The sequence below is a fragment of the Streptomyces sp. G5(2025) genome (genome assembly GCF_049542075.1).
In the GTDB taxonomy this organism is placed as follows: Bacteria; Actinomycetota; Actinomycetes; order Streptomycetales; family Streptomycetaceae; genus Streptomyces.
Window position 1 is genome coordinate 3,531,847 of the sequence record NZ_JBMUZT010000006.1, and the last position, 26,024, is coordinate 3,557,870.

Annotated in this window: 24 protein-coding genes, 1 tRNA gene and 1 pseudogene; 10 read left to right on the forward strand and 16 right to left on the reverse strand. The window is 72.2% G+C overall.

The genetic code is table 11. The features are described from left to right. Nucleotides 1-59 precede the first annotated feature (59 nt). The 4 genes from ACOBQB_RS26785 to ACOBQB_RS26800 form a co-directional block, all read right to left on the reverse strand. Nucleotides 60-1,523 (reverse strand): M1 family metallopeptidase, encoded by a 1,464-nt coding sequence (locus ACOBQB_RS26785; protein ID WP_423595024.1) that lies wholly within the window; start codon nucleotides 1,521-1,523, stop codon nucleotides 60-62. Nucleotides 1,524-1,597: 74 nt separating this feature from the next. After that, nucleotides 1,598-2,752, reverse strand: coding sequence for a hypothetical protein (locus tag ACOBQB_RS26790; protein ID WP_423595026.1), 1,155 nt, complete (start codon nucleotides 2,750-2,752; stop codon nucleotides 1,598-1,600). After that, nucleotides 2,749-3,117, reverse strand: coding sequence for a hypothetical protein (locus ACOBQB_RS26795; RefSeq protein WP_423595028.1), 369 nt, complete (start codon nucleotides 3,115-3,117; stop codon nucleotides 2,749-2,751). The genes ACOBQB_RS26790 and ACOBQB_RS26795 overlap by 4 nt, the downstream gene beginning before the upstream one ends. A 49-nt stretch (nucleotides 3,118-3,166) precedes the next feature. Beyond that, a complete protein-coding gene (locus tag ACOBQB_RS26800) occupies nucleotides 3,167-3,724 on the reverse strand; it encodes a GlcG/HbpS family heme-binding protein (RefSeq protein ID WP_423595030.1) in 558 nt (185 codons plus the stop codon). A gap of 340 nt (nucleotides 3,725-4,064) precedes the next feature. Here ACOBQB_RS26800 and ACOBQB_RS26805 point away from each other — a divergent pair, with 340 nt between their 5' ends. Genes ACOBQB_RS26805 through ACOBQB_RS26815 form a run of 3 tightly spaced genes read left to right on the forward strand, consistent with a single transcriptional unit; the run spans nucleotide 4,065 to nucleotide 6,366 of the window. Next, nucleotides 4,065-5,198, forward strand: coding sequence for a sensor histidine kinase (locus tag ACOBQB_RS26805; RefSeq protein ID WP_423598784.1), 1,134 nt, complete (start codon nucleotides 4,065-4,067; stop codon nucleotides 5,196-5,198). After that, nucleotides 5,195-5,839 (forward strand): response regulator, encoded by a 645-nt coding sequence (locus ACOBQB_RS26810; RefSeq protein WP_423595032.1) that lies wholly within the window; start codon nucleotides 5,195-5,197, stop codon nucleotides 5,837-5,839. The genes ACOBQB_RS26805 and ACOBQB_RS26810 overlap by 4 nt, the downstream gene beginning before the upstream one ends. 29 nt (nucleotides 5,840-5,868) lie before the next feature. Continuing rightward, the gene (locus ACOBQB_RS26815; protein WP_423595034.1) at nucleotides 5,869-6,366 is read left to right on the forward strand and encodes a hypothetical protein; all 498 of its coding nucleotides are present in this window, start codon (nucleotides 5,869-5,871) and stop codon (nucleotides 6,364-6,366) included. 650 nt (nucleotides 6,367-7,016) lie between these two features. On the opposite strand, the gene ACOBQB_RS26820 is transcribed toward ACOBQB_RS26815, so the two are convergent. After that, nucleotides 7,017-7,721 (reverse strand): pentapeptide repeat-containing protein, encoded by a 705-nt coding sequence (locus ACOBQB_RS26820; RefSeq protein ID WP_423595036.1) that lies wholly within the window; start codon nucleotides 7,719-7,721, stop codon nucleotides 7,017-7,019. 123 nt (nucleotides 7,722-7,844) lie between these two features. Here ACOBQB_RS26820 and ACOBQB_RS26825 point away from each other — a divergent pair, with 123 nt between their 5' ends. From ACOBQB_RS26825 to ACOBQB_RS26835, 3 genes are all read left to right on the forward strand, one after another. Beyond that, a complete protein-coding gene (locus ACOBQB_RS26825; protein ID WP_423595038.1) occupies nucleotides 7,845-9,041 on the forward strand; it encodes an FAD-dependent oxidoreductase in 1,197 nt (398 codons plus the stop codon). A gap of 66 nt (nucleotides 9,042-9,107) precedes the next feature. Further along, complete coding sequence (locus tag ACOBQB_RS26830; protein ID WP_423598786.1) at nucleotides 9,108-10,124, forward strand: zinc-binding dehydrogenase; 1,017 nt, start codon at nucleotides 9,108-9,110, stop codon at nucleotides 10,122-10,124. Between the two features lie 84 nt (nucleotides 10,125-10,208). Beyond that, the gene (locus ACOBQB_RS26835; RefSeq protein WP_423598788.1) at nucleotides 10,209-11,600 is read left to right on the forward strand and encodes a GNAT family N-acetyltransferase; all 1,392 of its coding nucleotides are present in this window, start codon (nucleotides 10,209-10,211) and stop codon (nucleotides 11,598-11,600) included. An 80-nt stretch (nucleotides 11,601-11,680) separates the two neighbouring features. Here ACOBQB_RS26835 and ACOBQB_RS26840 read toward each other — a convergent pair. The 3 genes and pseudogenes from ACOBQB_RS26840 to ACOBQB_RS26850 form a co-directional block, all read right to left on the reverse strand. Next, nucleotides 11,681-12,151, reverse strand: a pseudogene (locus ACOBQB_RS26840) (GNAT family N-acetyltransferase); the annotation flags it as partial. A gap of 103 nt (nucleotides 12,152-12,254) precedes the next feature. Next, nucleotides 12,255-13,157 (reverse strand): aminoglycoside phosphotransferase family protein, encoded by a 903-nt coding sequence (locus tag ACOBQB_RS26845; RefSeq protein ID WP_423595040.1) that lies wholly within the window; start codon nucleotides 13,155-13,157, stop codon nucleotides 12,255-12,257. A 42-nt stretch (nucleotides 13,158-13,199) separates the two neighbouring features. Next, on the reverse strand, nucleotides 13,200-14,033 hold the full coding sequence (locus tag ACOBQB_RS26850) for a thioredoxin domain-containing protein (protein WP_423595042.1): 834 nt from the start codon (nucleotides 14,031-14,033) through the stop codon (nucleotides 13,200-13,202). Between the two features lie 179 nt (nucleotides 14,034-14,212). Between ACOBQB_RS26850 and ACOBQB_RS26855 the strand changes: the two genes are divergently transcribed. After that, complete coding sequence (locus tag ACOBQB_RS26855; RefSeq protein ID WP_423595044.1) at nucleotides 14,213-15,637, forward strand: NAD(P)/FAD-dependent oxidoreductase; 1,425 nt, start codon at nucleotides 14,213-14,215, stop codon at nucleotides 15,635-15,637. Nucleotides 15,638-15,712: 75 nt separating this feature from the next. Here the strand turns inward: ACOBQB_RS26855 and ACOBQB_RS26860 are convergent. Next, nucleotides 15,713-15,786: transfer RNA gene (locus ACOBQB_RS26860), tRNA-Thr, on the reverse strand. A 219-nt stretch (nucleotides 15,787-16,005) separates the two neighbouring features. Here ACOBQB_RS26860 and ACOBQB_RS26865 point away from each other — a divergent pair. From ACOBQB_RS26865 to ACOBQB_RS26875, 3 genes are all read left to right on the forward strand, one after another. Further along, on the forward strand, nucleotides 16,006-17,142 hold the full coding sequence (locus ACOBQB_RS26865; RefSeq protein ID WP_423595046.1) for an ABC transporter ATP-binding protein: 1,137 nt from the start codon (nucleotides 16,006-16,008) through the stop codon (nucleotides 17,140-17,142). Nucleotides 17,143-17,493: 351 nt separating this feature from the next. Then, nucleotides 17,494-17,955, forward strand: a complete 462-nt coding sequence (locus ACOBQB_RS26870; protein WP_423595048.1) for a hypothetical protein — start codon at nucleotides 17,494-17,496, stop codon at nucleotides 17,953-17,955. Nucleotides 17,956-17,991: 36 nt separating this feature from the next. Next, nucleotides 17,992-18,711: a nucleotidyltransferase family protein gene (locus ACOBQB_RS26875; protein WP_423595050.1), complete on the forward strand. Its 720-nt coding sequence runs from the start codon at nucleotides 17,992-17,994 to the stop codon at nucleotides 18,709-18,711. Nucleotides 18,712-18,860: 149 nt separating this feature from the next. Here the strand turns inward: ACOBQB_RS26875 and ACOBQB_RS26880 are convergent, their stop codons facing one another. The 7 genes from ACOBQB_RS26880 to ACOBQB_RS26910 form a co-directional block, all read right to left on the reverse strand. Beyond that, entirely contained in the window at nucleotides 18,861-20,570 is a 1,710-nt protein-coding gene (locus tag ACOBQB_RS26880; RefSeq protein ID WP_423598790.1) for a DoxX family protein, read from the reverse strand. A 102-nt stretch (nucleotides 20,571-20,672) separates the two neighbouring features. Next, entirely contained in the window at nucleotides 20,673-21,617 is a 945-nt protein-coding gene (gene rlmB / locus ACOBQB_RS26885; RefSeq protein ID WP_423595052.1) for a 23S rRNA (guanosine(2251)-2'-O)-methyltransferase RlmB, read from the reverse strand. Between the two features lie 109 nt (nucleotides 21,618-21,726). Beyond that, the gene (cysS, locus tag ACOBQB_RS26890) at nucleotides 21,727-23,130 is read right to left on the reverse strand and encodes a cysteine--tRNA ligase (protein ID WP_423595054.1); all 1,404 of its coding nucleotides are present in this window, start codon (nucleotides 23,128-23,130) and stop codon (nucleotides 21,727-21,729) included. 81 nt (nucleotides 23,131-23,211) lie between these two features. Beyond that, complete coding sequence (locus ACOBQB_RS26895; protein WP_423595056.1) at nucleotides 23,212-23,616, reverse strand: PPOX class F420-dependent oxidoreductase; 405 nt, start codon at nucleotides 23,614-23,616, stop codon at nucleotides 23,212-23,214. Between the two features lie 83 nt (nucleotides 23,617-23,699). After that, nucleotides 23,700-24,209 (reverse strand): 2-C-methyl-D-erythritol 2,4-cyclodiphosphate synthase, encoded by a 510-nt coding sequence (gene ispF / locus ACOBQB_RS26900; protein ID WP_423595058.1) that lies wholly within the window; start codon nucleotides 24,207-24,209, stop codon nucleotides 23,700-23,702. Then, nucleotides 24,199-24,930, reverse strand: coding sequence for a 2-C-methyl-D-erythritol 4-phosphate cytidylyltransferase (gene ispD / locus ACOBQB_RS26905; protein WP_423595060.1), 732 nt, complete (start codon nucleotides 24,928-24,930; stop codon nucleotides 24,199-24,201). Before ispD ends, ispF begins: the two co-directional genes overlap by 11 nt. A 290-nt stretch (nucleotides 24,931-25,220) precedes the next feature. Continuing rightward, entirely contained in the window at nucleotides 25,221-25,703 is a 483-nt protein-coding gene (locus ACOBQB_RS26910; RefSeq protein WP_003953493.1) for a CarD family transcriptional regulator, read from the reverse strand. Nucleotides 25,704-26,024: the final 321 nt, after the last annotated feature.

The window sequence follows — 26,024 nt, forward strand, 5'->3', positions numbered from 1 at the left end:
GGCTGAGCGCGCAGTCCCCCGCGCCCCTGCCGGGGCGGTGTCAGCGGCCCGGCCCTGCCTCAGGGGCGGTCGGGCTTGCCGTCGCCGTACAGCCAGTCGCCCCAGATCCGGCCGACCTTCCCGCGCGCCTCGTCGCTGCCCGCGTGCTCCTCGACGTACTCGGTGAAGTCCCGGGTGTCCGCGTTCTTGTGCCGGTACGTCTTCGCCCAGCCCTGCACGATGTCGTAGAACGCGTCGTCGCCCACCGCCCGGCGGATCTTGTGGATGACCATCGCGCCGCGCTCGTAGACCGGGGCGTCCGAGATGTGCGCGGCGTCCGTGGGCCGGGCGGGCGGGAAGGCCCAGATCGCCTCGTTGTCCGCGTCGTCCTCGTAGTAGTCGCCCTCGTACAGCGCGTCGAAGACGTCCTGCGCGCTGTCGCCGCCCTGGTCCTCCTCGTACAGCCACTCCGCGTACGTCGCGAAGCCTTCGTTGAGCCACATGTCGCGCCAGGATCTGGGCGTGACGGAGTCGCCGAACCACTGGTGGGCCAGCTCGTGGACGACGAGTGCGGTCTCCGGGGCGCCGGGGAAGACGGGACGGGTCTGCGTCTCCAGGGCGTACGCGGCGTCCTCCTCGCGGTCGACGATCGCGCCGGCCGAGGAGAACGGGTACGGCCCGAAGTTGTACTCCGCCCACTCCAGGATGTCCGGGATCTTCGCGAGGACCTTCTTGCTCGCCTTCGCCTGCGAGGGGTCGACGGCCGTGATGACGGGCAGCCCGTCCTCCGTCGCCGTCGTCTTCATCTCGTACTTACCGACGGCCACGGTCGCCAGGTAGCTCGCCATGGGTTCGGCGCTGTGCCAGGCGAAGGTGGTGCGGCCGTTCTTGGTCGACTCGCGCGTCAGCTCGCCGTTGGAGACGGCCGTCAGCCCCTTGGGCACGGTGACCTCTATGTCGTACGACGCCTTGTCGCTCGGGTGGTGGTTGCCGGGGAACCACGCCATGGAGCCGGCCGGCTGGCCGAGCGCGAGCGCGCCGTCCGCCGTCTTGAGCCAGCCCTCCTCGGAGCCGTCCGCGTCGGTGATGGTCTCCGGGGTGCCGGAGTAGCGGACGGTCGCCACGAACGTCTCGCCCCGGTCGAGCTCGTCGGCCGGGCGGATCCGCAGCTCCTGGCCCGCGCGCTGGAACCGGGCCGCCTTGCCCTCGACGGTGACCGCCGAGACGTCGAGCCCCTTGAGGTCGAGGTTGAAGGAGCTGAGGTTCTTCGCGGCGCGGGCGGTGATCTCGGCGGTGCCGGTGAGGTGGCGGCCGTCGGGGTCGTAGCCGAGGGTCAGGCCGTAGTGCGTGACGTCGTAGCCGCCGTTGCCCAGTTTCGGGAAGTACGGGTCGCGCACACCGCTCGCGCCCGGGGTGCCGTCCACGCCCGAGCCGCCGCACCCGCTGACGGCGACGAGCAGCGCGAGGGCGCAGGCGACGGTACGGGGCACGGTGGCGGTACGGGGCACGGTGGCGGCTCGGACGGCCGGAGATCGCAGGTCCACGCCGGTGATCTTATGCGGCAATTGTTCGGTCTCGGGGTGGCCGGGCCCGCCCCTGAGACCCCGGCGGACCGGCGTCACAGCACGGCGATGCCCAACGGCCGCCGCCCGGCCGCGAGTCGGCGTACGTCGCCGCTGTCGAGGTCGACGACGGAGACGCCGTTCCAGTAGCCGTCGCGGGTGAACCCGCCCGTGACGTACGCGGTGCGCCCGTCCCGCGAGACGGCGACGTCCTCGTGCGGGCCGTCCAGCGGGTACGCCCGCTCCTCGCCGTCCTCCGTCCGGACGGTGAGTGAGGGCCCCGCGTCCTCGGCCGGGTCGATGGGCCCGGTGCCGACCGCGAACAGCGTGCCGTCGGCGGTGACCGTCACGCCGTGCTGGTGCGTGCCGGCGGTCGTCTCCTCGACGTCGTACTCGCCGGTGCGCGGATCGAGTACCACGAGCCGCTCGCCCTCGAAGGGCAGCAGGAGCCGCCCGTCGAAGGGCCGCACGGCGGCGTAGTGCGGCTTGAGCCAGGAGCCGAGACCGCCTTCGGTCCCGTAGGGGGCGACGTCGATCCGGCGCGGCTCCGCCTTCGGGGCGTCGGTGCGCACGACCGTCACGTCGAAGGAGTCGTGACCGGTGGCGTAGACCTCGCGCCCGTCCTCGGACACGTCGACGTCGAAGGGGCGACGCCCGACGGGAACGGCCCGGGTCACCTTCCGCGCGTCCGTGTCGATCACCTCCAACACGCCGTGCGCGCCGGGGACGTTGACGCCCACATACGCGTGGCCGCCGTCGGGCGCGAGGGCGATGCCCATGCCGCCGCCCCGGTACTCGCCCGAGGCCACCGGCCCGCTCTCCGTCTCGTACGGGATGAGGGCGACGCGCTGACGGGCACGGGTGTCGACCACGGCGACGCCCTCGGCCGTCGCCACCCAGGCACGGCCGTCGTCCCCCACGGCCAGCCCGTAAGGGGCCTCACCCACCTCGACGGAGCCGACGGGCCCGCGCTCCGGGTCGACGAAGGTCACCGTGTCGGACCCGAAGTCGGCGACCAGCAGGGTGCCTTCGGGGGTGCGGTGGCCGGCGGGGAGGGTGGCGGTGGCCGTCACCCGGGGCGGACCGGCGGACGCCTCGCCGCTGTCACCGCCGTCGCCGGAGGTGCCGCAGCCGACGAGGAGCACGGTGCTCAGGAGGGCGGTGGCGAGCGGGGCCCGGGGACGCGGCCGGCGCGTCAGTCGGGGCCTCACGAGCCGTGCCCCTCGGCGACGGCGGCCGCGCGCACCAGGAGGTCGTGGAGCCGCTGCTCGCCGCGGGCGCGACGCCCGGCCTCGCCGACCGCCTCCAACAGGGCGGCCCGGCCCGCGTCGTTGACGTGGTCGACGTCGATGCCCGTGACGGAGATGCCGCCGAGACAGTCGCGCGGCGTCAGGTCGGGCCCCGCGGGCAGCGGGACGCGCAGCATGGCGACGCCGCCCGGCACGCCGGTGACCAGCCGGGGGCTGTCGGCACGGTGGTCCTGCGCGTCGACGTCGGCGCCCGCGGCCACCGAGGCCCGGGCGGTGTCCCCGGCCCGTGCGGCGTCGAGCAGCCGCTGGTCGGCGGCGGTGTTCATGGGGGGCCTTCTCCTCGTCGTACGGGCCGGGATCGCGGCTGGTCAGCCCTCAGCGGCCGAGGGCCGCCACGCCCGCCCGCGCGAACTTCTCGTCCAGGTCGCCGCTCGGGGCGCCCGCGACACCGATGCCCGCGATGGGCGCGCCCTTGGCGGTCACCGGGGCGCCGCCCGCGAGGAACAGCGTGCCGGGGATGTCCTTCAGGTTCGGGGCCTGCTCCAGGCGCTTGGCGAGCTCGGAGGTGGGGGCGTTCCAGGAGACGGCGGTGTAGGCCTTCTTCTCGGCGGACTCGTACGACTGGGGGCCCGCGCCGTCGCCGCGCAGGGTGACGACGGTGTTGCCGTTGCGGTCGACAACGGCGACGGTGACGCGCTGGTTCTCCTTCTTCGCGGCGTCCAGGGTGGCCTGCGCGGCCTTGGTGGCGGCGGCGACGGTGAGGTGCGTGGAGTGGGTGAGGTTCTTGTCGCCCGCGTCGGCGGTGACGGCGGCCTTGGCGGCGGCGTCCGGGGTGCCGGCGCTGGCGGAGACGGCACCGAAGGTCCCGGCGCCGAGGGCGGCGAGGGCGACGGCGCCGGTGAGGACGCGGGTCCGGCGGGAGAGCTTCTGCATCGGGGGCTCCTGGGGGGAAGGGGGGTGAGGGGACCGAGGCGGGGTGGTGCCTTCCTCTGCCTCGCCTCAATCCTGTGGCCGGTCCCGGCCCGCACCCCTCGGCGTACCGGCTGGATGCCGCGCGTGACTCGGCCGACACGGGGGTCAGCCAATCGGTTGACCCGCGCGTGGTCCCGCCGGGTCACAATGAGGGTGTTTGCGCAGTTCAACGAGGGCGTCACGCATACGAGAGGGAGGCCCCGCGGTGGCACAGCACGCGCCGGCCCTGGATCCGGACCCGGACCCGGTGGCCGTGGAGGCGGGGACGCCCGACCCCGACGCCCGCTGGCTCGCGGCCGTCATGCACACGGCGTTCTTCCTGCTCCTCGGCTCCTCGCTGGTGCGCTTCCTGCTCCGGCACCCCGGTGAGCCCCGCACCCCCTGGATCATCGCCCTCTCGGTCTGCCTCGCGCTGCTCTACGTGTCCGGCCCCGCGCTCGGCACCCGGTCCACCCCGCACCGCCTCGCCTGGCTGATCCTCGTCGTGGCGGCCTGGAGCGTCCTCGTGAGCCTCGCGCCGAGCTTCGCCTGGTGCGCGGTGCCGCTCTTCTATACGGGGCTCCGTACGCTGCCGCCCCGCGCGGCCCTGCTCCTGGTGGCCGTCCTGACGGCCTTCGTGGTCGCCGCGCAGTTGCAGCTCGCGGGCCACTTCGACCCGAACCTGCTGTTCGCGCCGCCCGCGTGGGCGGCGGTGGCGAGCGCCGTCTTCCTCTACATGCAGCGCCAGGCGGCGCGTCAGCGCGAACTCATCGACGATCTCCTGCGCACCCGCCGCGAACTGGCCGCCACCGAACGCCGCGAGGGCACCCTCGCCGAACGTCAGCGGCTGTCCATGGAGATCCACGACACCCTCGCCCAGGGCCTGTCCAGCCAGCAGATGCTGCTCCAGGCCGCCGACCGCCTATGGGACACCGACCCGGCCAGGGCCCGCACCCACGTCCGTACCGCCGAGTCGATCACCGAACGCGGGCTCGCCGAGGCCCGCCGCTTCGTGCACGACCTGGCGCCCGCCGACCTCGCGGACGGCGGCGGCCTCGCCGAGGCCCTGCGGACGCTGGCGCGGCGGGAGTCGGACGCGACGCTGACCGTCCGCTTCCACGCGGAGGGCACGCCGGTGCCGCTGCCGGACCGGGTCAGCTCGGCGCTTGTCCGCATCGCACAGGGCGCGCTGGCCAACGTACGCGAACACGCGGACGCCACCACGGCGGCGCTGACCCTCACGCTCCTGGGCGACCAGGTGGTCCTGGACGTGGCAGACGACGGCCGCGGCTTCGAGCCGTACGCGGCGGGCGAGTCCGCGGCGGGCGTACGGGGCCACGGCCTGCCCGCGATCCGCGCTCGGGCGGGCCAACTGGGCGGCACACTGACCATCGAGTCGGCGCCGGGCGAGGGCACGGTCCTGTCCGTATCGATCCCGTTGGAGTCCCCGTCATGAACACACCCCGCCCGCCGGTACGTCTCCTGGTCTGCGACGACCACGTCGTCGTACGCGCGGGCCTGCTCGCCCTGCTCGGCAGCGCGCCGGACATCGAGGTGGTCGGCGAGGCGGGCACCGGCGAGGAGGCGGTCGCCCTGGCCGCCAAGCTGACGCCGGACGTGGTCCTGATGGACCTCCAGCTGGGCGAGGGCATCGACGGCGTGGAGGCGACGCGCCGCATCACGTCACCGTCCTCCGGCGCCCCGCCCCACGTCCTGGTCCTGACGACCTACGACACGGACGCGGACATCACGCGGGCGATCGAGGCGGGCGCGACGGGCTACCTCCTCAAGGCCGAACGCCCCGAGGAACTCTTCTCCGCCATCCACGCCGCGTCCCAGGGCCGCACCGCGCTCTCGCCGCCGGTCGCCTCCCGCGTCATGGCCCGCATGCGCGCCCCGCGCCCCACCCTCACCGACCGCGAACGCGACATCCTCGGCCAGCTCTCGCGCGGCCTCGGCAACCGCGACATCGCCCGCGCCCTGTTCATCAGCGAGGCCACGGTCAAGACCCACCTGGGCCGGATCTACGACAAGCTGGGCGTCGACACGCGAGCGGGCGCGGTGGCGGTGGCGAAGGAGCAGCGACTACTGCCGTGAGGCCCCCTCCGGCGTGACACCATCGACCTGTGCTCGACATCGGCTACGCCCTCTCCGCCCGCTTCCCGGACCCCCCTGAGCTGGACTACAGCAGGGCGGACGTCCACACGCTCCGGCACGACCTGTTCTGCGGGGACGTGTACCTGGCGGACACCAAGGCGGACCGGGAGCTGTCCACAGCCTGGGGATGGGTGCCCGTCCTGGACTTCGCGTGGGCGCTGTGCGACATCGTGGAGAGCCTGGACCAGGATCCCCTCGGCAGCCGGGCGTCCCGCCCCCAGTACGCGGAACTGGACTTCACGGAGTCCACGGACCGCATGCTCTTCACCCGCCGTTTCGGCTGGGTGGACATCGAGGCGGACTGGATGGACGCCGAGGAGCCGCCCCTGACCTTCTCCCACGCGGAGCTGCGGCGCGAGGCGCGGGACTTCCTCCATGACCTCATCGCGGACCTCACGGACCTCCACGGGTCCCTCGCGGGCAACCCCGCGCTCTGGGCCCTCCAGTCCCGCCACCCTCGCCTCTGACCTGGCGGCACCCGGCGGTATCCCCCACCCCACCGCTCCACACCGGACCTCTCCCACCCACCCGCCCGATACCCGGCATCGAGACGTCGAGGTAGAGGCGGAGCGGGTGAGCGCACGCCCCCGCCACGGAACGGAACCGCTCCACACCGGACCTCTCCCACCCACCCGCCCGATACCCGGCATCGAGACGTCGAGGTAGAGGCGGAGCGGGTGAGCGCATGCCCCCGCCACGGAACGGAACCGCTCCACGCCGGACCTCTCCCACCCACCCGCCCGATACCCGGCGTCGAGACGTCGAGGTAGGGGCGAGTGGGGCCCCTGACCGGCGTCGGGATAGCGATGTAAGGGCGGGCGACGTAGAGGCGGGCGGGTGTGCCCGCAAACCGGCGTCGGGACGTTGAGGTCGGGGGCATGGGCAGCCATGAGCCGACGACGGGCCGCAGTCGCCCGCGTGCCCGAGGGGACGCGGGGGTATGTGCGCGCGGAGCACAGTGGTGGTCACCAGGGCACCGAAGCAACCAAGCCTCCGCGCCAAGATGGCGAGCACGGACGTACCCCCGCGGCCCCGCCCCACCCACACACCCAAGGCGACCCCAGCCACCCACAACCCGGGCCCAGCCACCCACAACCCACACCCGGCAACCCCTCACCTACTCCCCCGGCCCAGCCACCCGCACCCCCACCTCCGCCGCAAACCCCGCCGCCAGCTCGATCAACTGCTCCGGGCTGATCACCGCCCCGGCCAACGCCCCCAACCCCCGCACCACATCCAGCTCCCCCGCACCCCGCAGATCCACGTCCTTCATCCGCACCCCACTGAAGTCCACCCCCCGCAGCACACAGCCCCGGAACTCCACCCGCTCCAAGGACGCGAGCCCGAAGTCCGGCTCCACCAACACGCACTCCTCGAAGATCACGTCCCGCAACCGCGCCTTCCGCAGATTCAGGTAGTCGATCTTCCCGCCCCGCACCACAACCCGCTCCAGCACGCTCCCGTGCAACTGCACGCCCCCGAGCCGCGCGTCGACCACCTCCACATCCCGCAGCGACGCCTCCGCCAGGTCCGTCCCCACACCCCGCAGCTCGCTCAGCCCGGAGTCGACGAACCGCGCCCGGGCCAGCCGGGTCTCCCCGACCCCGCACCCCGCCACCGCGCAGTCCATGAAGAACGCCCCGCCCGCGTCCTGCCCCCCGAGGTCGAGCCCGCGGAACTCGACCCCGTCGTAATCCCCGTCGGGCTCCAGCTCCCCTCCCCCGAAGGGGGACAGCGGCGGCAACCGCACCTCGGCCCGCCGCGCCTGCTTCACGACGCCCACGGCCTTCGTACCCCGCACAACCTTCGCCTTCTGAGCCATGCCCCCATCGTGCCCGCCGCCACTGACAACGCCCCGCCCATCAGGCCATCACCCGCGATGTCACATCCAACCCGCCCTCGCGCGTCGAGAAGACAAACACCCCGCGCCCCGAGGGAGCCCGCAATGCCCCGAGCGACCACCCACCTGACCGTCATCGGCGGCGGCTTCGCCGGCCTCACCGCGGCCATCACCGCCGCCGAGGCCGGCGCCCGCGTCACCCTGCACGAGGCCCACCACACCCTCGGCGGCCGTGCCCGCACCGCCGAGGGCCCGTACCGCACGAACGAGGGCCCGCACGCCCTCTACAACGGCGGCCCCCACTGGACCTGGCTCAAACAGCGCGACCTCATCGGCCCCCTGGCCCCGCTGCCGCCCATCGAAGGCACCCGGCTGCGCCTGCACCACCACGGCACGCTGCACCGCGTACCACCGCTCGCGATGCTCAAGCTGCTGCGCCGCAAGGCCGAACGCGCCCCGGTCGACCAGGACTTCACCACGTGGGCGACGGCCCAGGTCGGCGAGGAGGGCGCGCGGGCCGCCGCGCACTACGTCGCCGTGGCGACGTTCCACCACGACCCGGGTTCCCTCTCCGCCCGCTTCGTACAGGAACGTCTGCGCCGCGCGGCGAAACTGCCCCCAGAAGCGCACTATCCCCGCGGCGGCTGGGCCTCGGTCATCGACCGCATGGCGGCGCTGGCCTGGAACCTGGGCGTGCGCGTGGAGACGCTGGCCCGCGTCGACAGCCTCGCCGACGTCACCCGCAACGGCCCGGTCGTCGTGGCGACGTCCCTCGACGCGGCCCGCCGCCTCTGCGGCGACGATTCCCTGCGCTGGGAGAGCGGCCGCACCGCCCTCGTCGACGTGGCGTTCCGCGCCCGCAGGGGAGACGCGTTCGCGGTGTCGGACCTGGACGGGACGGGCTGGGTGGAGCGTTTCACCGCCCAGGACCGCACGCTGGCCCCCGAGGGCGAACAGCTCGTCCAGGCACAGATACCCCTCGCCCCGGACGAGACGAAACAGACCGGCGTGGCCCGCGCCGAGCACCTGCTCGACCTCGGCTTCGACGGCTGGCGCGACCGCCTGACGTGGCGCCGCGCCTCGGTGGCGAACGGCCGCACGGGCGCGCTGGACCGCCCTGGCACGACATGGCGCGACCGCCCGAAGATCGACCGTGGCCACGGCGTCTACCTGGCGGGCGACCAGGTCGCGGCGCCCGGCCTGCTGTCCGAGGTGTCGTTCAACAGCGCGGTGGAGGCGGTGACGCTGGCGTTGACCGGGTCGAGGCTTGACAGGCTTGACCTCAAGTCCGCTTCAGGTTGAACAGTGAGGGCAACCGCCCGCCCTCACCCAGGAGCCACCATGCTCACCATGCCCGCCATGCCCACCATGCACGCGATCCACCTCCACACCTTCGGCCCCGCCGAAAACCTCGTATACGAGGAGACGGCCGCCCCCGAACCGACCCCCGGCCAGGTCCGCGTCAAGGTCGCCGCAGCCGGCGTCCACCTCCTGGACACCGCGATCCGCGAAGGCTTCCAGGGCCCGCTGCCCCACCTCCCGCCTCTGCCCACGATCCCCGGCCGCGAGGTGGCCGGCACGGTCGAGGGCCTGGGCGAGGGAGTCGATCCGGCCTGGCTCGGCAAGCGCGTCGTCGCCCACCTCGGCTTCGCCCCCGGGGGCTACGCCGAGCAGACCGTCACCGAGGCCTCCCGCCTGCACGAAATCCCCGCCGACCTGGACTTCGCGGAGGCGGTCGCGCTGATCGGCACCGGCCGCACGACGATGGGAATCGTCCGGTTCGCGGAGCCGGACCCCGACTCGGTGGTGATCATCCCCGCGGCGGCGGGCGGCATCGGCACGCTGCTGGCGCAGTACGCCAAGCACCGGGGCGCCACGGTCATCGGTCTGGCGGGCGGCCCGGAGAAGACGGCCCGTGTCCGGGCGAACGGCGCCGACCTCGCCGTGGACTACAAGAACCCGGCCTGGCCCGACGAGGTCCGCACGTACCTGAGGGAGAGCCGCGGCGGCCGCGCCGCGACGATCGTGTTCGACGGCGTGGGCGGCGAGGCGGGCCTGGCCGCGGTCGACCTGCTCGGCTCCGGTGGCAGTCACGTCGTCTTCGGCTGGTCGGGCAAGGGCCTGCACGACGGCGAGCCGCTGACGTTCGACGAGGCTGAGCTCGCCGCCCGCGGCATCACGCAGCTCAACGTCCTCGGCCCGGCCATGATGCGCAAGGCCGGCGGCGACAACCCCGTCCGCACCCTGGAACTGGCCGCCCTCACCGAGGCGGCGACCGGCCACTTCACCCCGGCCGTCCAGCGTTTCCCCCTCGCGGAGGCGGCAGCGGCGCACCGCGCGCTGGAGACCCGCGCCACGATGGGCAAGGTGGTCCTGATCCCCTGAACCCACGCCCCTCGCGGCGCCTCCCCCACGGCCGAAAACCACTCGTCCGCACAGCACCCGGGAACTAACGTCCGTTATATGGATATGGAAGCTGTCCACCCCCCAGCCGCACCCCCCATCCAGTTCCGCGACATCCAGTTCCGCGACATCCCCGAGGCCGGCATCGACCGCGCCCTGTCCCTCGCGTACCTCGTCTTCCACGAGAGCCCGCAGGACGAGAAGCGCAAGCACCACCGCGACCTGCTGCTCGACTGCGTCCGCATCGGCGCGTACGACGGCGAGGAACTCGTCGGGTTCCTCGCGGCGTTCCCCTTCACCGTCTCCGTCCCCGGTGGCGAAGTCCCCTGCCCCGGCCTGACGTTCGTGTCCGTGGCACCGACGCACCGGCGACGCGGTGTGCTCTCCGGGATGATCGCCGAGATGTTCGCCAAGGCGTCGGCGGACGGCGCCCCGATCGCCGCCCTGTGGGCCTCGGAGGACGCGATCTACGGCAGGTTCGGCTTCGGCCCGGCCACTCTCGGCAACACCGTGGAGATCGACTCCCGCCGCCCCCTGGCCCTGCGCATCACGCCGGACGACCGCCCGTTGCGCCTGCTTGACCCCTCCGACGTACCGGAGGTGCTCGGCCCGTATTACGACCGCACCCGCACCGGGCGCGCCGGCCGTCTCGCCCGCACGGAGGCGTGGTGGCGCGAGGAGTGGATGGCGGAGGAGGACGAGGACGACGACGAACTGTCCCCGCCCCGAGTCGTCACCGTCGAAAACCCGACAGCCCTCTCCCGCACCACCCCCGAACCCCCCGACGCACCCCACGCGCCCCACACCCCCGACGCACCCCACACGCCCGAAGCACCCCACGCACCCCACGCACCCCACACACCCGACACCCCAACAACCCCCACCCCCATCGCCGGTTACGCGATCTACCGCACCAAGACCCGCGACGACGCCCCCGGCCTGGTCCGCCTGGACGACCTGGAGGCGGACACCCCGGCCGTCGCGGCCGCCCTGTGGCGCTACCTCACCGCCATCGACCTGACGGGCACGGTCCGCGCCTGGGGCCGCCCCCTGGACGACCCGCTGCTGCTCTTCGCCGCCGATCGCGACCAGGTACGGGTCACGGGACAGTTCCCCGCGCTGTGGGTCCGCCTCATCGACGTACGCGCCGCGCTGACCGCCCGCTCCTGGGCGGCCCCGGTGGACGCGGTCCTCGACGTGCGCGACGACCGGCTCCCCGCCAACGCGGGCCGCCACCGCCTGACAGCCGCCCCCGGGAGCTGCGCGTACGAGCGGACGGACGACCCCGCGGACCTCACCCTCGACGTGCGCGACCTGGCGGCCGCCTATCTGGGCGGCACGGACATCGCCGCCCTGGTCCGCGCGGGCCTGGCCCAGGAGCACACGCCGGGCACGGCGACGGCCCTGGACGCGGCGCTGCGCACCGCCCTCCTGCCGCACACGGTGGACGAGTTCTAGCCTCGCGGGTTCAAGCCCCGCGGGTTCTCCCCGCGGGACTCAGCCCCTGACCGTCGGCCCTGACCGTCGACCCTGACCGTCGACCCGAGTGCGGTGAGCGCGTCGTCGGTCAGCCGATACACGGTCCACTCGTCCTGGGGCCGCGCGCCGAGCGACTTGTAGAAGTTGATGGACGGTTCGTTCCAATCGAGGACGGACCACTCCAGCCGCTCGTAGCCTCGCTCGACGCAGATGCGGGCGAGCTCGGTGAGCAGCGCCTTGCCGTGCCCGCCGCCGCGCGCCTCAGGACGTACGTACAGGTCCTCCAGATAGATCCCGTGCACGCCGCGCCACGTGGAGAAGTTGAGGAACCACAGGGAGAAGCCCACCACCTCGCCGGACGCGTCGTCCTGCGCCATGTGCGCGAACGCGGCGGGCCGCTCGCCGAACAGCGCCTCGCGCAGCTGCTCCTCGGTGGCCTTGGCCTCCTCGGGCGCCTTCTCGTACGTGGCGAGGTCGCGGATCAAGGCGTGGATGACGGGGATGTCGGCAGGCGTGGCGGTACGAATCATGCGGGCAGGCTAGCCAGCGACGGCACGCCGGGGTCAACGCCGTCTCACCACGCGGGCGCTCACGCCCGCCGGGCCGCCGAGGGCCCACCGGCCAACCGCCGCGTCACCGCCCGGACGCCGTCAACCGCCGCGCGATCTCCATGTGGTCCTCCGGCAGCGGTCGCCCGTCCTCGATGTCCCACAGCGCGTTCTGCACCACCCGCCCCAGCGTCCAGGCGCGCGCCCGCTCCCGGTCCAGCCCGAGGACCTCGGTCATCGCGTCGAACCGCCACAGCACCTCGTCCGGTTCGAACCGGTTGTCGAGGGCGGGCCACAGGTCGAACCCGGGGTCTCCGGCGAGCGGCTTGGGGTCGATGGCGAGCCACGGCTCGCGCTCGGCGGCCAGGACGTTCTCGAAGTGCAGGTCCCAGTGGAGCATCCGGTCGCCCGGCTCACCCATGACCTCGCGCACCGCGCCCCCGCACCGCTCGACGAGCGCGCGCTCGGCCGGGTCGGGGATCGCCTTCAGGGCGGCGGGCAGGTCCTCGACCATCCGCGCCGCGATGTCGCCGAGTCGCCGCATGCCCTCCGGCGCGGGCCCCGCGGTCAGCCGGGCGAGGAGTTCGGCGACGACGAGGACGGCCGCGCGCGTGTCGGCCATCGTCGACAGCATCCGCCCCTCGTCGAGGCGTTCGAGCAGCATCGTGCCGGTCTCGGGGTCATGGTCCAGGAGCCGTACGGCCCCGTCGCCACCCCACACCCGCAGCGCGACCGGCTCCCCCTCGGTCTCCTCGTCGAGCACCTGGAACTTGACCACGGCGGCCGTCCCGTCGCCGCGCACCACGGGCAGCACGAGCGCGGCCTGCCCGTGCATCGGCTCCCCGTCCGGCGTCAGATCCCACCGCTCGACGAACTCCCCTACGCGCGCGGGCAGTACGTCGATGAAGGCGCGCCCGGCAGCACCGGCGTACATGTGCTGCGAGGCGACCAGCTCGTCCGGAACGCGAATATCGATCACGCCCGCCACGCTACCGACGCGTGCGCGTCCCCGCACACGCGTTTTCCGGCGTCAGGAGATCCCGGCCGCCTTCAGCTCCTTGGCGAACGCCCCTTGCTCGTAGAGCGAGTTGGCCGCCGCTTTCTTCCCGTCGATCAAGACGGTCGGCGTGCCCTCGATCCCGTCATCGGTGAAAGCCTTCATCGCCTCGCCGACCCACTTCTTGTACGTCCCGTTGGTCACCGCCTTGTCGAAGGCGGCGCCCCGCAGCCCGTCGACCTTGTCGGCGATCTTCAGCAGGAAGGCCGGGGTGTAGGCGTCGTCCGACTCCTCCTCGGGCTGGTTGGCGAAGACCGCGGCGTGGAACTGCGGGAACCTGCCCGCCTCCACCGAGGCCCGCAGCGCGTTCGCCGCGTTCACGGAGCCGCTGCCGCCGAGGTTGTTGTCGAGGAACGACGCGATCGTGTACTTGATCTTTACCTTGCCGTCGGCCACCGGCCCGACCAGGGCCTGCGCCCCGCCCTCCTCGAACTTCTTGCAGAACGGGCAGCGCGAGTCCTCGTACACCTTGACCGTGTGCGCGGCCTTCGGGTCGCCGACGGTGATCACACCGCCCTTCACCGAGGCGGGCACCTTGGCGAGCCGCTCCCCGGAGGCCGGCGGAGCCTTCGCCTCCGGAGCGCCGGAGCCACCGGCCTCGGGCGCCTTGGCCTCGGGCGTCTCGGACTCCGGCGCCTTGGACTCCGGCGCGGCGGACGAAGACTCCCCGGCCTTCCCGCCCTTGTCGGCACCGCCGTTGTCGCCACCGTCGGGACCACAGGCGGACGCGGCCACCCCGATCAGCGCCGCGGCCACCACCGCGGTGGCGACGCGCCCGGCCTTGCGCCCGGCCTTGTGTACGGCCATGAGTTGAGCCTTCCAGGTGTTCGATCGGTTCGATCTCCGACAGGTCCCGCTCAAAGTATCGGAACCCCTCCCTGACCCCACCCGGCCCCTCCCCGAACCCCACCGAACCCCGCCCACCCCCTTCCCACCCACTACTCACCCCCTCCCCACCGCCCCCACCCGCGCAGTACCGTCCGCCCATGAGCAGCAGCACGACCCACACGGACAACGCGAACGGCCCGGTCAACGGCGGCATATCGTTCTGGTACGCGGACGACGGCCTGCCCACGACCCGCGAACCCCTGACCTCCGACGCCACGGCGGACGTCTGCGTCGTCGGCGGCGGCTACACCGGCCTGTGGACGGCGTACTACCTGAAGAAGGCCGCCCCCTTCCTCCGCATCACCGTCCTGGAACAGAAGTTCTGCGGCTACGGCGCCTCCGGCCGCAACGGCGGCTGGCTCTACAACGGCGTCGCGGGCCGCGACCGCTACGCCAAGCTGCACGGCCACGAAGCCGCGGTCCGCCTCCAGCAGGCCATGAACGAGACGGTCGACGAGGTGGTCCGCGCCGCGGCCGAGGAGTCGATCGAGGCGGACATCCACCAGGGCGGCGTACTCGAAATCGCTTACACACCGGCACAGTTGGCCCGCCTGAAGGCCTTCCACGAGGCGGAACTCTCCTACGGCGAGAAGGGCCGCACCCTGCACGGCGCCCGCGAGACCGCCGAACGCGTGCGCGTCGCGGGCGCCGTCGGCTCCACCTGGACCCCGCACGGCGCCCGCCTGCACCCGGTGAAGCTGGTCAAGGGCCTGGCCCGGACCGTGGAGGCCCTCGGCGTGACGATCCACGAGTCGACGCCGGTCACGGAGATCATGCCGAAGCACGCGGTCACCCCGTACGGCACCGTCCGCGCCCCCTACGTCCTGCGCTGCACGGAGGGCTTCACCGCCTCCCTCAAGGGCCAGCGCCGCACCTGGCTCCCCATGAACTCCTCGATGATCGCGACGGAACCCCTGACGCCCGCCCAGTGGGAGTCCATCGGCTGGGAGGGCCGCGAGACCCTCGGCGACATGGCCCACGCGTACATGTACGCCCAGCGCACCGCCGACGGCCGCATCGCGCTCGGCGGCCGCGGCATGCCGTACCGCTACGGATCGAAGACGGACAACGACGGCCGCACCCAACCCGCCACGATCGAGGCGCTCCACGCCATCCTGACCCGCTTCTTCCCCCAGCTCACGGGCGTCCGCGTCACCCACGCCTGGTCCGGCGTCCTCGGCGTCCCCCGCGACTGGTGCGCGACGGTCACCCTGGACCGCGCGACGGGCCTCGGCTGGGCGGGCGGCTACGTCGGCTCGGGCGTCGCCACCGCCAACCTCGCCGCCCGCACCCTGCGCGACCTGGTCCAGCAGGACTCGGGCCAGGCGGGCCCCACGGACCTCACGACGCTCCCCTGGGTCAACCACAAGGTCCGCAAGTGGGAGCCGGAACCCTTCCGCTGGCTGGGCGTCCACGGCCTGTACGCCACGTACAACGCGGCCGACCACCGCGAGCAGACCACCCACACCACGGCCTCCTCCCGCCTGGCCCGCCTCGCGGACCGGGTGGCGGGGCGGCACTGACCTCCCGGACTGGCAGCCCCCGAACACCCGAAGGCCCAGGCCACCACACCGGTGACCTGGGCCTTTCGCTTGCGGAGCCCCCTGTCGGATTCGAACCGACGACCTACGCATTACAAGTGCGTTGCTCTGGCCATCTGAGCTAAGGAGGCGCGCACGGACCCCTACGGATCGTGCCCGTGCAGTGTAACCAACGACCTGACCCCGCCCGTCGAAAATATCCGCGAAGACCGGCGAGATCGGCCCGCCCCGACTACTGACAGACCACAGAGCCCCGGGGTACGGTCACGAGCAGTTCACCCCGGTGGACTACACCACTCCCTCTACTCGGATCGTCCGGCACGTTCCTGCCGGTGAAGGGGGCCCTCACCATGGCCACTGTTACGTTCGACAAGGCGACCCGCGTCTACCCGGGTTCCGACAAGCCCGCCGTCGACGGCCTCGACATCGAGATCGAGGACGGCGAGTTCCTCGTCCTCGTCGGCCCGTCCGGCTGCGGCAAGTCCACCTCCCTGCGCATGCTCGCGGGCCTGGAGGACGTGAACCAGGGCGCGATCCGCATCGGCGAGCGCGACGTCACGCACCTGCCGCCCAAGGACCGGGACATCGCCATGGTGTTCCAGAACTACGCGCTCTACCCGCACATGACCGTCGCCGACAACATGGGCTTCGCGCTCAAGATCGCCGGCGTCAACAAGGCCGAGATCCGCCAGAAGGTCGAGGACGCGGCGAAGATCCTGGACCTCACCGAGTATCTGGGCCGCAAGCCCAAGGCGCTCTCCGGCGGTCAGCGCCAGCGCGTGGCCATGGGCCGCGCCATCGTGCGCGAGCCGCAGGTGTTCCTCATGGACGAGCCGCTGTCCAACCTCGACGCCAAGCTGCGCGTGTCGACACGTACGCAGATCGCCTCGCTCCAGCGCCGCCTCGGCATCACCACCGTGTACGTCACGCACGACCAGGTCGAGGCCATGACCATGGGCGACCGGGTGGCGGTCCTCAAGGACGGGCTGCTCCAGCAGGTCGACTCGCCCCGCAACATGTACGACCGCCCGGCGAACCTCTTCGTCGCGGGCTTCATCGGCTCCCCGGCCATGAACCTCGTCGAGGTCCCGATCACCGACGGCGGCGTGAAGTTCGGCAACTCCGTGGTGCCGGTCAACCGCGAGGCCCTGAGCGCCGCCGCCGACCGCGGCGACCGCACCGTCACCGTCGGCGTGCGCCCGGAGCACTTCGACATCGTCGAGCAGGACGGCGCCACCGCGAAGTCCCTCTCCAAGGCGACCGAGGACGCCCCGGCCGGCCTCGCCGTCTCCGTGAACGTCGTCGAGGAGCTCGGCGCCGACGGCTACGTCTACGGCTCCGCCGAGGTCAGCGGCGAGCACAAGGACCTCGTCGTCCGCGTCAACGGCCGCCGGGTCCCGGAGAAGGGCGCCCAGCTGCACGTCGTACCGCGTCCGGGCGAGACCCACGTCTTCTCGACGTCGACGGGCGAACGCCTCTCCGACTGATCACGGGTGAACGCCTCTCCGACTGATCACGGGCGAACGTCTCGCCGACTGATCACCGGCGAACGTCTCGCCGACTGATCACGGGCGAGCCCCTCTCCGACTGATCGGCGTACGGACCGGTCACGGGACAGAACGAGCGAGGGGCCCCGCACTCCGGTGCGGGGCTCCTTGGCGTAGCCGCCGGGCCCGGAAGCGACGACCCTGTTGTCGACAAATACCCCGGCACACCAGGCATTTCACCCCTCCCGCGCCCCGGCCACGTCAACACCGCGCCAGGGAAACCCACTTCGCCGTCGCTCGACCGAGTGACAAAATGTCGCCAAATCATCACCGAGCGCTACGCTGCCTCGCGTGACGCACTCCGCCAACTACACCCAGAAGCCGCGCCGAGCCCACCGTGGCCCCGCCCACCGCATCGGCCGCACGCTCGCTCTCGTCCTGCCCGTGATGCTGGTGCTTTCCGGGACCCTCGCGGTCACCAGCGTCAACTGGTCGGGAAGCTCCTCGGACTCGATGCTCACCGCATCCGCCGACGACCTCTCCGTACCGGCCAAGTCCCGCGCCCCGCAGGACATCCTGCGCGACCGGCTTCTCCTGGAGCTCCAGGAGAAGAACCCGGGCGTCGCGCTCACCCATCTCCAGCAGGAGGTGAACCGCCACCCGTCGCTGGCCCGCCACTGCATGGCCATCGCCCGCGCCCTCGGCCGCGCCGCCGTCCAGAAGTACGGCCCGGTCCGCGCCCAGTCCTACGCCAGGCCCGTCTGCGACACGTCCTTCGCGTCGGGCGTGGCCGCCGCCCATCAGAACGGCTGAGCGGGGCGGCGCCTACCGCCGCGTAGGGTTTCCGGCATGACCACGCTGAACCCCACGCAGGCCGTAGTCCTGGCCGGAGGCCAGGGCTCCCGCCTCCGCCCGTACACCGACGACCGGCCCAAGCCGATGGTCGAGATCCCCGGCACGGGGACCCCGATCATCGGCCATCAGCTTGCCTGGCTGGCCGCCGAGGGCGTGACCGACGCCGTCGTCTCCTGCGGCCACCTCGCCGAGGTCCTCCAGGAGTGGCTGGACTCGGCCGACCTGCCACTGAACGTCACCACGGTCGTCGAGAAGGAACCGCTCGGCCGCGGCGGCGGCCTCAAATACGCCGCCCGCCACCTCCCGCACGCGGACCAGCCCTGGTACGCGACGAACGGCGACATCTGGACCCGCTTCTCGCTGCGCGACATGGCGGCCTTCCACGCCGAGCGCGACGCCACCGCGACCCTCGCCCTGGCCCGCCCCCGCATCCCGTGGGGCGCCGTCGAGACGGACACCTTCGGCCACATCACGGACTTCGTCGAGGCGCCGCCGTCCCCGTACCTCATCAACGCCGGCGTGTACGTCTTCTCCGCGTCCTTCACCGCGCTCCTGCCGGACCTCGGCGACCACGAGCGCACCACGTTCCCGCGCCTGGCCCGCGATAAGCGCCTCGCGGGCTTCCCGCTGCCGCAGGGCGCCTACTGGCGCGCGATCGACACGGCGAAGGACCTCACCGAGGCCGCCAAGGAACTGGCCGCACAGGCCCGTTGAGCGCCCCCCACCTGCTCCGCCTTACGTACGTCGAAGGGGCCCCGCACACCCACGGTGTGGGGCCCCTTCGATGTACCAGATGTATCAGACGTACCAGACGTACTTGATGTATCAGACGTACCAGACGTACTTGACGTACCACTACGGAGTCAGTTGCCGAGGACACCGCCCAGTAGTCCGCCCGGCTCCTCGGCCCCACCGGAGCCACCCGAGCCACCGGAGCCGCCCGTGCCGCCCCCGGTGCCGCCACCGCCGCTGGACGCCGGCCCCGTGGTCGAGGCCGGCGGCTGCTGCTGCCGCTGTTGCTGCTGTGGCGCCGACTGCTGCGGCGGCGCCTGGCCCGTGCTGCTGCCCTGCGTCTGGCTCGGCTGCCCCGCCCCGGCCGCACCGGTCTCGGGGACGGCTCCCGGCGCCGTCGCGCCCTGCGAGGGGCTCGCGGAGCCGCTGCCCTGCGTCGGCGACTCCGACCCGGAGGAGGCCGAGGGACTCTGCGCACGCTTCTCCCGCCGCTTCTTGGCGGGGTCCTCGGGGAGCGGGGAGCCCGGCAGCACGTTCCGCGGGGCCTCGCCGGGGCCGGGCACGGTGACCCGGTCCGCGTCGCGCACGGCGCCGCCGAGCAGCGAACCGAGGAGCAGCGTGAGGCCGATGACGACCGCCCCGACGAGCCCGCCGCGCCGCAGCACACGCCGCCGCAGGTCCCAGATGTCGGCGCGCGGCCCGAGCCTGCGCCAGGCCTCGCCCGCCAGGCGTCCGTCGACGGAGTAGACGGGGGCACCCGCGATGATCAGCGGCGACCACGCGGCGAGGTAGATGATGTCCGGCGCGTCGTAGGCGGGGACGGTCTTCCAGCTGACGGTGACGATGAGCGCGGCGGAAAGCAGCACGCCCACCGAGGCGGCAACGCGCTGCCAGAGCCCGAGCACCGTCAGGACGCCGACGATGACCTGGAGGAAGGCGATGCTGAGACCGGCGCCCACCGGGTGCTGGAGGGCGAAGTCGCGCAGCGGCTCGGCGAGTTCCCAGGGGTGCAGCGAGGTCAGCCACTTGACCATGGAGCCGCGGCGGCCGCCGTCAAAGTAGACGGGGTCGCAGAGCTTGCCCATGCCGGCGTAGATGGAGATGAAACCGAGGAAGACGCGCAGCGGGAGGAGGACGACGCCGAGGTTCATCCGGCGCCCGGGGTAGTAGGCGTGCCGCACGGGGTCGGCGCCCTGCCGCCGTCTGCGCTCCTCGGTGGCGGCCTCGGCGTCGGCGCCGTCGCCCTCCGCGTACGCGTTGTCGTACTCGTACTCGTACTCGTGCTCGTGCTCGTACTCACCGAACCGGTCGTTCTCTTCGGCGAGCCGCTCGTCGTAGTCGCTGCTGGGCATCCGCATCTGCGGCAGCAGCTGGGTCTGGGGGGCGGGTCCGACGGCGGGTGTCGCGACGGTCCCGGAGGTCCGGGAGGTCCCGGGGCCGTCGTCGAGGGCGACACGCGGGATGACCTGGGTCGCGCTCCCGTCGTCATAGGGGCCTGCCTCTTCGGCCGAACGGCGCACGCCGCTGCCGCGCACGGCCTGTAGCAGCCCGGTCGCGCCGGGGTCGCCGGGTTCGGACTTCCCGCTCCAGACGACGGGCGCGCGGCGCTTGGCGGCGGCCGCCACGGCGGGGATGCGCACCGTCTCGTCGGAGAGGCCCAAGTGCCGTGAGATACGCGGGGATTGGATGCGCCCAGCGGCGGGGAGCTGCACGCGGAAGCTCGCGTGCGAGACGATGACCTGCGCCGGGTCGCTCGGCACCTTCACCATGCTCAGCGCGGGAGCTTCGTCGAAGCCTGACGAGCTTCCCCCCGTGGGAGTGCGGGGTGTTCTGGTGTCCACACTCATCTAACCGAGTGACGTGTGGTTAGGACACTGCCTTGACCACGCAGAAATGTCCGGACCGCGTCAAAAGATCACCGCGGCCCGGACATCCGTGCGTGACTACTTGCGGCGGCGGGCCGCCTCATAAAGCACCACACCAGCCGCGACACCCGCGTTCAACGACTCCGCCCCACCCGGCATCGGAATCCGCACCCGGAAGTCGCAGGTTTCCCCCACGAGCCGCGAGAGGCCCTTGCCCTCGCTGCCGACGACGATGACGACAGGGCCGCTGAGCGCCTCCAGGTCGCCGACCTCGTGCTCGCCGTCCGCCGCGAGGCCGACGATTGCGATGCCCGCCTTCTTGTACGCCTCCAGGGCGCGCGTCAGGTTCGTGCAGCGGGCGACCGGCGTCCGCGCGGCCGTGCCGGCCGACGTCTTCCAGGCACCGGCCGTCATACCGGCGGCGCGCCGCTCGGGCACGACGACGCCGTGGCCGCCGAACGCCGTCACGGAGCGGACGATCGCGCCGAGGTTGCGCGGGTCCGTCACGCCGTCGAGCGCGACGATCAGCGGGTCGTCGCCGGTGCCGTGCGCGGCGGCGACGAGGTCCTCGGGGTGCGCGTACTCGTACGGCGGGACCTGGAGGACGAGGCCCTGGTGGTTGAGGCCGTTCGTCATGCGGTCCAGCTCGGGCCGCGGGGCCTCCATGAGGTGGATGCCGCCGCGCTCGGCCGCGAGCTGGAGCGCCTCGCGGACCCGCTCGTCGTTGTCGATGAACTGCTGGACGTAGAGCGTGGTGGCGGGCACGCCGTCGCGCAGCGCCTCGAAGACCGGGTTGCGGCCGACGACCATCTCGGAGGACGACTTGCCGCCGCGCCCCTTCGGCGCGGGGCGGCGGCCCGTGGCCTTCTTGGCCTTGGCGGTGGCGATGCGGTTCTTCACATGCCCCTTGCGCGCCTCGGCGGGCGGCGTCGGACCCTTGCCCTCAAGGCCGCGGCGCCGATTGCCGCCGCTGCCGACCTGCGCGCCCTTCTTGCCGGACATGCGGCGGTTGTTAGCGGCCATGACCTACCTGTCTGTCGTGTTGCGTGGGTGCGCGTACGTCCGTACGCGCGAGGTGTACGTCTATGCAGTGTGCCGCCCACGAGGCCGGGCGGCACATCAGCGGTGTCGGTCAGCGCGCACCGAGCGTCCAGCGGGGCCCGCTCGGGCTGTCCTCGATGACGAGGCCCGACTGGCCGAGCTGGTCGCGGATGGCGTCGGCGGTGGCCCAGTCCTTGCGGCCGCGGGCGGCCTCGCGCTGGTCGAGGACCAGGCGTACGAGGCTGTCGACGACGCCGTGGAGGTCTTCGCCGCGGTCGCTCTCGCCACCGGCCCAGTGCGGGTCGAGCGGGTCGAGGCCGAGGACGCCGAGCATGGCACGCACCTCGGCGAGCCGCTCGACGGCGGCTTCCTTGTCGTCGGCGGCCAGGGCGCTGTTCCCCTGCCTGACCGTGGTGTGCACGATGGCGAGGGCCTGCGGGACGCCCATGTCGTCGTCCATGGCGTCGGCGAACGCGGGCGGCACCTCGGCGGCGGGCTCGACGGCCCCGCCGGCCTTCTCCACCACGCGCTGCACGAAGCCCTCGATGCGGGCGAACGCGGACTCGGCCTCGCGCAGGGCCTCCGGGCTGTACTCGATCATCGAACGGTAGTGCGGGGTGCCGAGGTAGTAGCGGAGCACGATGGGCCGCCACTCCTTGACCATCTCGGAGACGAGCACCGAGTTGCCCAGCGACTTCGACATCTTCTCGCCGCTCATGGTGACCCAGCCGTTGTGCACCCAGTAGCGCGCGAACGCGTCGCCGAAGGCCTTGGCCTGGGCGATCTCGTTCTCGTGGTGCGGGAAGACCAGGTCGATCCCGCCGCCGTGGATGTCGAACTCGGTGCCCAGGTACTTGTGGGCCATCGCCGAGCACTCCAGGTGCCAGCCGGGACGGCCGCGGCCCCAGGGCGTCTCCCAGCTGGGCTCGCCCTCCTTGGCGGCCTTCCACATGGCGAAGTCACGCGAGTCGCGCTTGCCGGTCTCGCCCTCGCCGGACGGCTGGCGCAGGTCGTCGAGGTCCTGGTTGGAGAGCTCAAGGTAGCCGGGGAAGGACTTCACGTCGAAGTAGACGTTGCCGTCGGCCTCGTACGCGTGACCGCGCTCGATGAGGCCGCGCATCATCTCGACCATCTCGGTGATGTGGCCGGTGGCGCGCGGCTCATAGGTGGGCGGCAGGCAGCCGAGCACGTCGTAACCGCTGTTGAAGGCGCGCTCGTTCTCGTACCCGATCGACCACCACGGGCGGCCCTGCTCGGCCGACTTCTTGATGATCTTGTCGTCGATGTCGGTCACGTTGCGCACGAACGTCACGTCGTAGCCGCGGTAGGCGAACCAGCGGCGCATGATGTCGAAGTTCAGGCCGGACCTGATGTGCCCGATGTGCGGGGCCGCCTGCACGGTGGCACCACACAGGTAGATCGAGACGCAGCCGTCGTTGAGGGGGCTGAAGTCACGGATCTGCCGGGCGCTGGTGTCGTACAGGCGAATCGTCACCACTCCAGGGTAGTGGGCGCGGGACAGTGCCCCACGCCCCCTGCCCCCACAGGGCAACGCGACCGTGACGTCCGGCCGCCCTCAGACCCGCCCGACGACCTTGCGCGGCGACACCCGAACCACGACCCGCGGGGAGTCGTTCACCGAGTCGGGGTTGAACTCCGCGTACTTCTTGCCCGAGTACTTCAGCGACAGCTCGTCGATCAGCTCCTGACCGCCCTGCGTCGTCATCTCCGCCGTGCCGCGGATCTCCGCGTACGTGTACGGGGCGTCGAAGGGCTGGAGCAGCACCGTCACGCGCGGGTCGCGGCGGAGGTTCTTCTCCTTCTGGCGGCCGATCGTCGTCGAGAACAGCACGTCGTCGCCGTCCCGCTTCACCCAGACCGGCGACAGCTGCGGGCTGCCGTCGGGCTGGATGGTGGCGACGATGATGAACGACGGGGCGTCGAGAAGGGCCTTGAGCTGGTCGGACAGTGCGGCGGACATGGCTTCACTCCTTCGTGGACAGCTGGCTGCGAGAGCCTCGCCTGTACGAGCCATACACCTACCCGATATCCGCGGTGTCCGCCTCAGGGCGTCGTACGGACGACCAGCGCGGTGGCGATGGCGGCGAGTCCGTCGCCGCGGCCGGGGAAGCCCAGCCCGTCGGTGGTGGCCCCGGAGACCGAGACGGGCGCGCCCGCCGCCTCGGAGAGCACCTTCTGCGCCTCGTCGCGGCGCTTGCCGATCTTCGGGCGGGCGCCGATGACCTGCACCGCGACGTTGCCGATGGTGAAACCCGCGTCGCGCACGATGCGGGCGGCCTCGGCGAGGAGGGTCAGGCCGGGGGCGCCGGACCACTCGGGGCGGCCGGTGCCGAAGTGCGCGCCGAGGTCGCCGAGTCCGGCCGCGGAGAACAGCGCGTTGCACGCGGCGTGCGCGACGACGTCGGCGTCGGAGTGCCCGGCGAGTCCCGGGCCCTCGTCCTCCCACTTCAGGCCGGCGCACCACAGCTCGCGGCCCTCTTCGAAGGCGTGGATGTCGGTGCCGATGCCGACGAGGGGCAGTACGGGGGCCGGGGCGGGCGGGTCAGAAGCCATCGTTGGCCCTCCTGCGGGCGAGCACGGCCTCGGCGAGGACGAGGTCGAGGGGCCGCGTGACCTTGAAGGCCTCCTCGTGGCCGGGCACGACGACGACGGGCAGGCCGAGCTGTTCGACCATGCTGGCGTCGTCCGTGACGTTGTCGGTGACGCTCTCGTGGGCGCGCGCGAGCGTGGCGCGGTCGAAGCCCTGCGGCGTCTGCACGGCGCGCAGCCGGGCCCGCTCGGGGGTGGCCACGACGCGCTCGGGCTCGCCGGGGGTCGCGGCGGGCTCGACCTGCTTGACGGTGTCGGCCAGTGGCAGCGCGGGCACCACGGCGGGCGCCCCGTCGCGTACGGCCTCGATGACGCCGTCGACCGTGTCAACCGGCACGAGCGGGCGCGCCGCGTCGTGCACGAGCACGATGTCGATGCCGGGCGGCAGCGCGTCCAGGCCGGCCCGCACGGACTCCTGGCGGCTCTCGCCGCCGGGCACCACGAGGAAGTCGGTCCGCTCGGGCAGCGCGTGGTCGGCGAGGAGCGTCTTGACCTCGGCCGCGCCCTCCGGCGGGGCCACGACGACGACGAGGGAGACGGCGCGGGAGGCCGCCATGGCGCGGACGGCGTGGATGAGCATCGGGGTGCCGTTCAGCGCGCGGAGCGCTTTGGGGGCGCCAGGGCCGAGGCGCACGCCCCGTCCTGCCGCGGGGATGACCACCGCGGTACGGGATTCGCTAGACATCGGTTCCGTTCAGGTTTGTGTGCTCGGCCGACGTGGGTATGGCCACACCGTGCCGGGCGCGACATCGTGACCGGACCCTTCCGTGACATCTGGTCGAGCCAGCTGCCCGGGCCCGGCACGCCAACACGGTCTCTGGGGGCCGCCACCATGTCTGCCTGGTTCGCACAACATGTGGGCAACATCTGGGTACGAACATGCCGCAGCGCCCGGCGACTCCGGTTAAGGGTCAGCGGGCACCGCGGCATCATTGCGCCATGGACAGCCGGGGCATGCGCCTCAGGCCATCGGCATCAGGACGCGAGGACCTCGTCCAGCAGGGCCTCGGCCTTGTCCTCGTTCGTGTTCTCCGCGAGGGCGAGTTCGCTCACCAGGATCTGCCGAGCCTTGGCGAGCATGCGCTTCTCGCCGGCGGACAGTCCACGCTCACGCTCCCGACGCCACAGGTCACGCACGACTTCCGCGACCTTGATGACATCGCCGGAGGCGAGCTTCTCAAGATTTGCCTTGTAACGACGCGACCAGTTCGTGGGCTCTTCGGCGTACGGCGCGCGCAGCACCTCGAAGACCCGGTCCAGCCCGTCCTGACCGACCACATCACGCACGCCGACGAACTCCGCATTGTCCGCTGGCACACGCACCGTCAGGTCGCCCTGGGCGACCTTCAGCACCAAGTAGGTCTTGTCCACGCCTTTGATCTGGCGAGTTTCGATGGCCTCGATCAGCGCGGCCCCGTGATGGGGATAGACCACGGTGTCGCCAACCTTGAACGTCATGTGACAGGTACCCCTTCCGTGGCTATCCATCCTAACACGAGAATCGCCTCTTCTGAATGGCGTTTTCGCAGGTCAGGGCATATCTCGGGGCTTGACAACAGCAACAGGAACGTGCTGCGGAGGGCCGCCGGAACGGGGTATTCGCAGGTCGGAGCGGCTCTTCGGGGAGGCAGAAACGTGGGCGATACGCCCCCCTCAAGAGTGTCCCAAGAGTCCGAACGTCCCGGTTTGCGCGGTTCCAAGCGGTGAACTTTCGCTACTCCGTTCGGTCGCCGGAGAGGCGTGCGGCACGCGGTCCGACGTGATTCCGGAATTGATCAA

Excerpts from the sequence above, each read along its gene's own strand:
- ACOBQB_RS26795 (WP_423595028.1), bottom strand. The coding sequence starts at position 3,117 with ATGAACACCGCCGCCGACCAGCGGCTGCTCGACGCCGCACGGGCCGGG.
- ACOBQB_RS26800 (WP_423595030.1), bottom strand. The coding sequence starts at position 3,724 with ATGCAGAAGCTCTCCCGCCGGACCCGCGTCCTCACCGGCGCCGTCGCC.
- ACOBQB_RS26805 (WP_423598784.1), top strand. The coding sequence starts at position 4,065 with ATGCACACGGCGTTCTTCCTGCTCCTCGGCTCCTCGCTGGTGCGCTTC.
- ACOBQB_RS26810 (WP_423595032.1), top strand. The coding sequence starts at position 5,195 with ATGAACACACCCCGCCCGCCGGTACGTCTCCTGGTCTGCGACGACCAC.
- ACOBQB_RS26820 (WP_423595036.1), bottom strand. The coding sequence starts at position 7,721 with ATGGCTCAGAAGGCGAAGGTTGTGCGGGGTACGAAGGCCGTGGGCGTC.
- ACOBQB_RS26825 (WP_423595038.1), top strand. The coding sequence starts at position 7,845 with ATGCCCCGAGCGACCACCCACCTGACCGTCATCGGCGGCGGCTTCGCC.
- ACOBQB_RS26830 (WP_423598786.1), top strand. The coding sequence starts at position 9,108 with ATGCACGCGATCCACCTCCACACCTTCGGCCCCGCCGAAAACCTCGTA.
- ACOBQB_RS26835 (WP_423598788.1), top strand. The coding sequence starts at position 10,209 with ATGGAAGCTGTCCACCCCCCAGCCGCACCCCCCATCCAGTTCCGCGAC.
- ACOBQB_RS26850 (WP_423595042.1), bottom strand. The coding sequence starts at position 14,033 with ATGGCCGTACACAAGGCCGGGCGCAAGGCCGGGCGCGTCGCCACCGCG.
- ACOBQB_RS26855 (WP_423595044.1), top strand. The coding sequence starts at position 14,213 with ATGAGCAGCAGCACGACCCACACGGACAACGCGAACGGCCCGGTCAAC.
- ACOBQB_RS26865 (WP_423595046.1), top strand. The coding sequence starts at position 16,006 with ATGGCCACTGTTACGTTCGACAAGGCGACCCGCGTCTACCCGGGTTCC.
- ACOBQB_RS26875 (WP_423595050.1), top strand. The coding sequence starts at position 17,992 with ATGACCACGCTGAACCCCACGCAGGCCGTAGTCCTGGCCGGAGGCCAG.
- rlmB (WP_423595052.1), bottom strand. The coding sequence starts at position 21,617 with ATGGCCGCTAACAACCGCCGCATGTCCGGCAAGAAGGGCGCGCAGGTC.
- ACOBQB_RS26895 (WP_423595056.1), bottom strand. The coding sequence starts at position 23,616 with ATGTCCGCCGCACTGTCCGACCAGCTCAAGGCCCTTCTCGACGCCCCG.
- ispF (WP_423595058.1), bottom strand. The coding sequence starts at position 24,209 with ATGGCTTCTGACCCGCCCGCCCCGGCCCCCGTACTGCCCCTCGTCGGC.
- ispD (WP_423595060.1), bottom strand. The coding sequence starts at position 24,930 with ATGTCTAGCGAATCCCGTACCGCGGTGGTCATCCCCGCGGCAGGACGG.
- ACOBQB_RS26910 (WP_003953493.1), bottom strand. The coding sequence starts at position 25,703 with ATGACGTTCAAGGTTGGCGACACCGTGGTCTATCCCCATCACGGGGCC.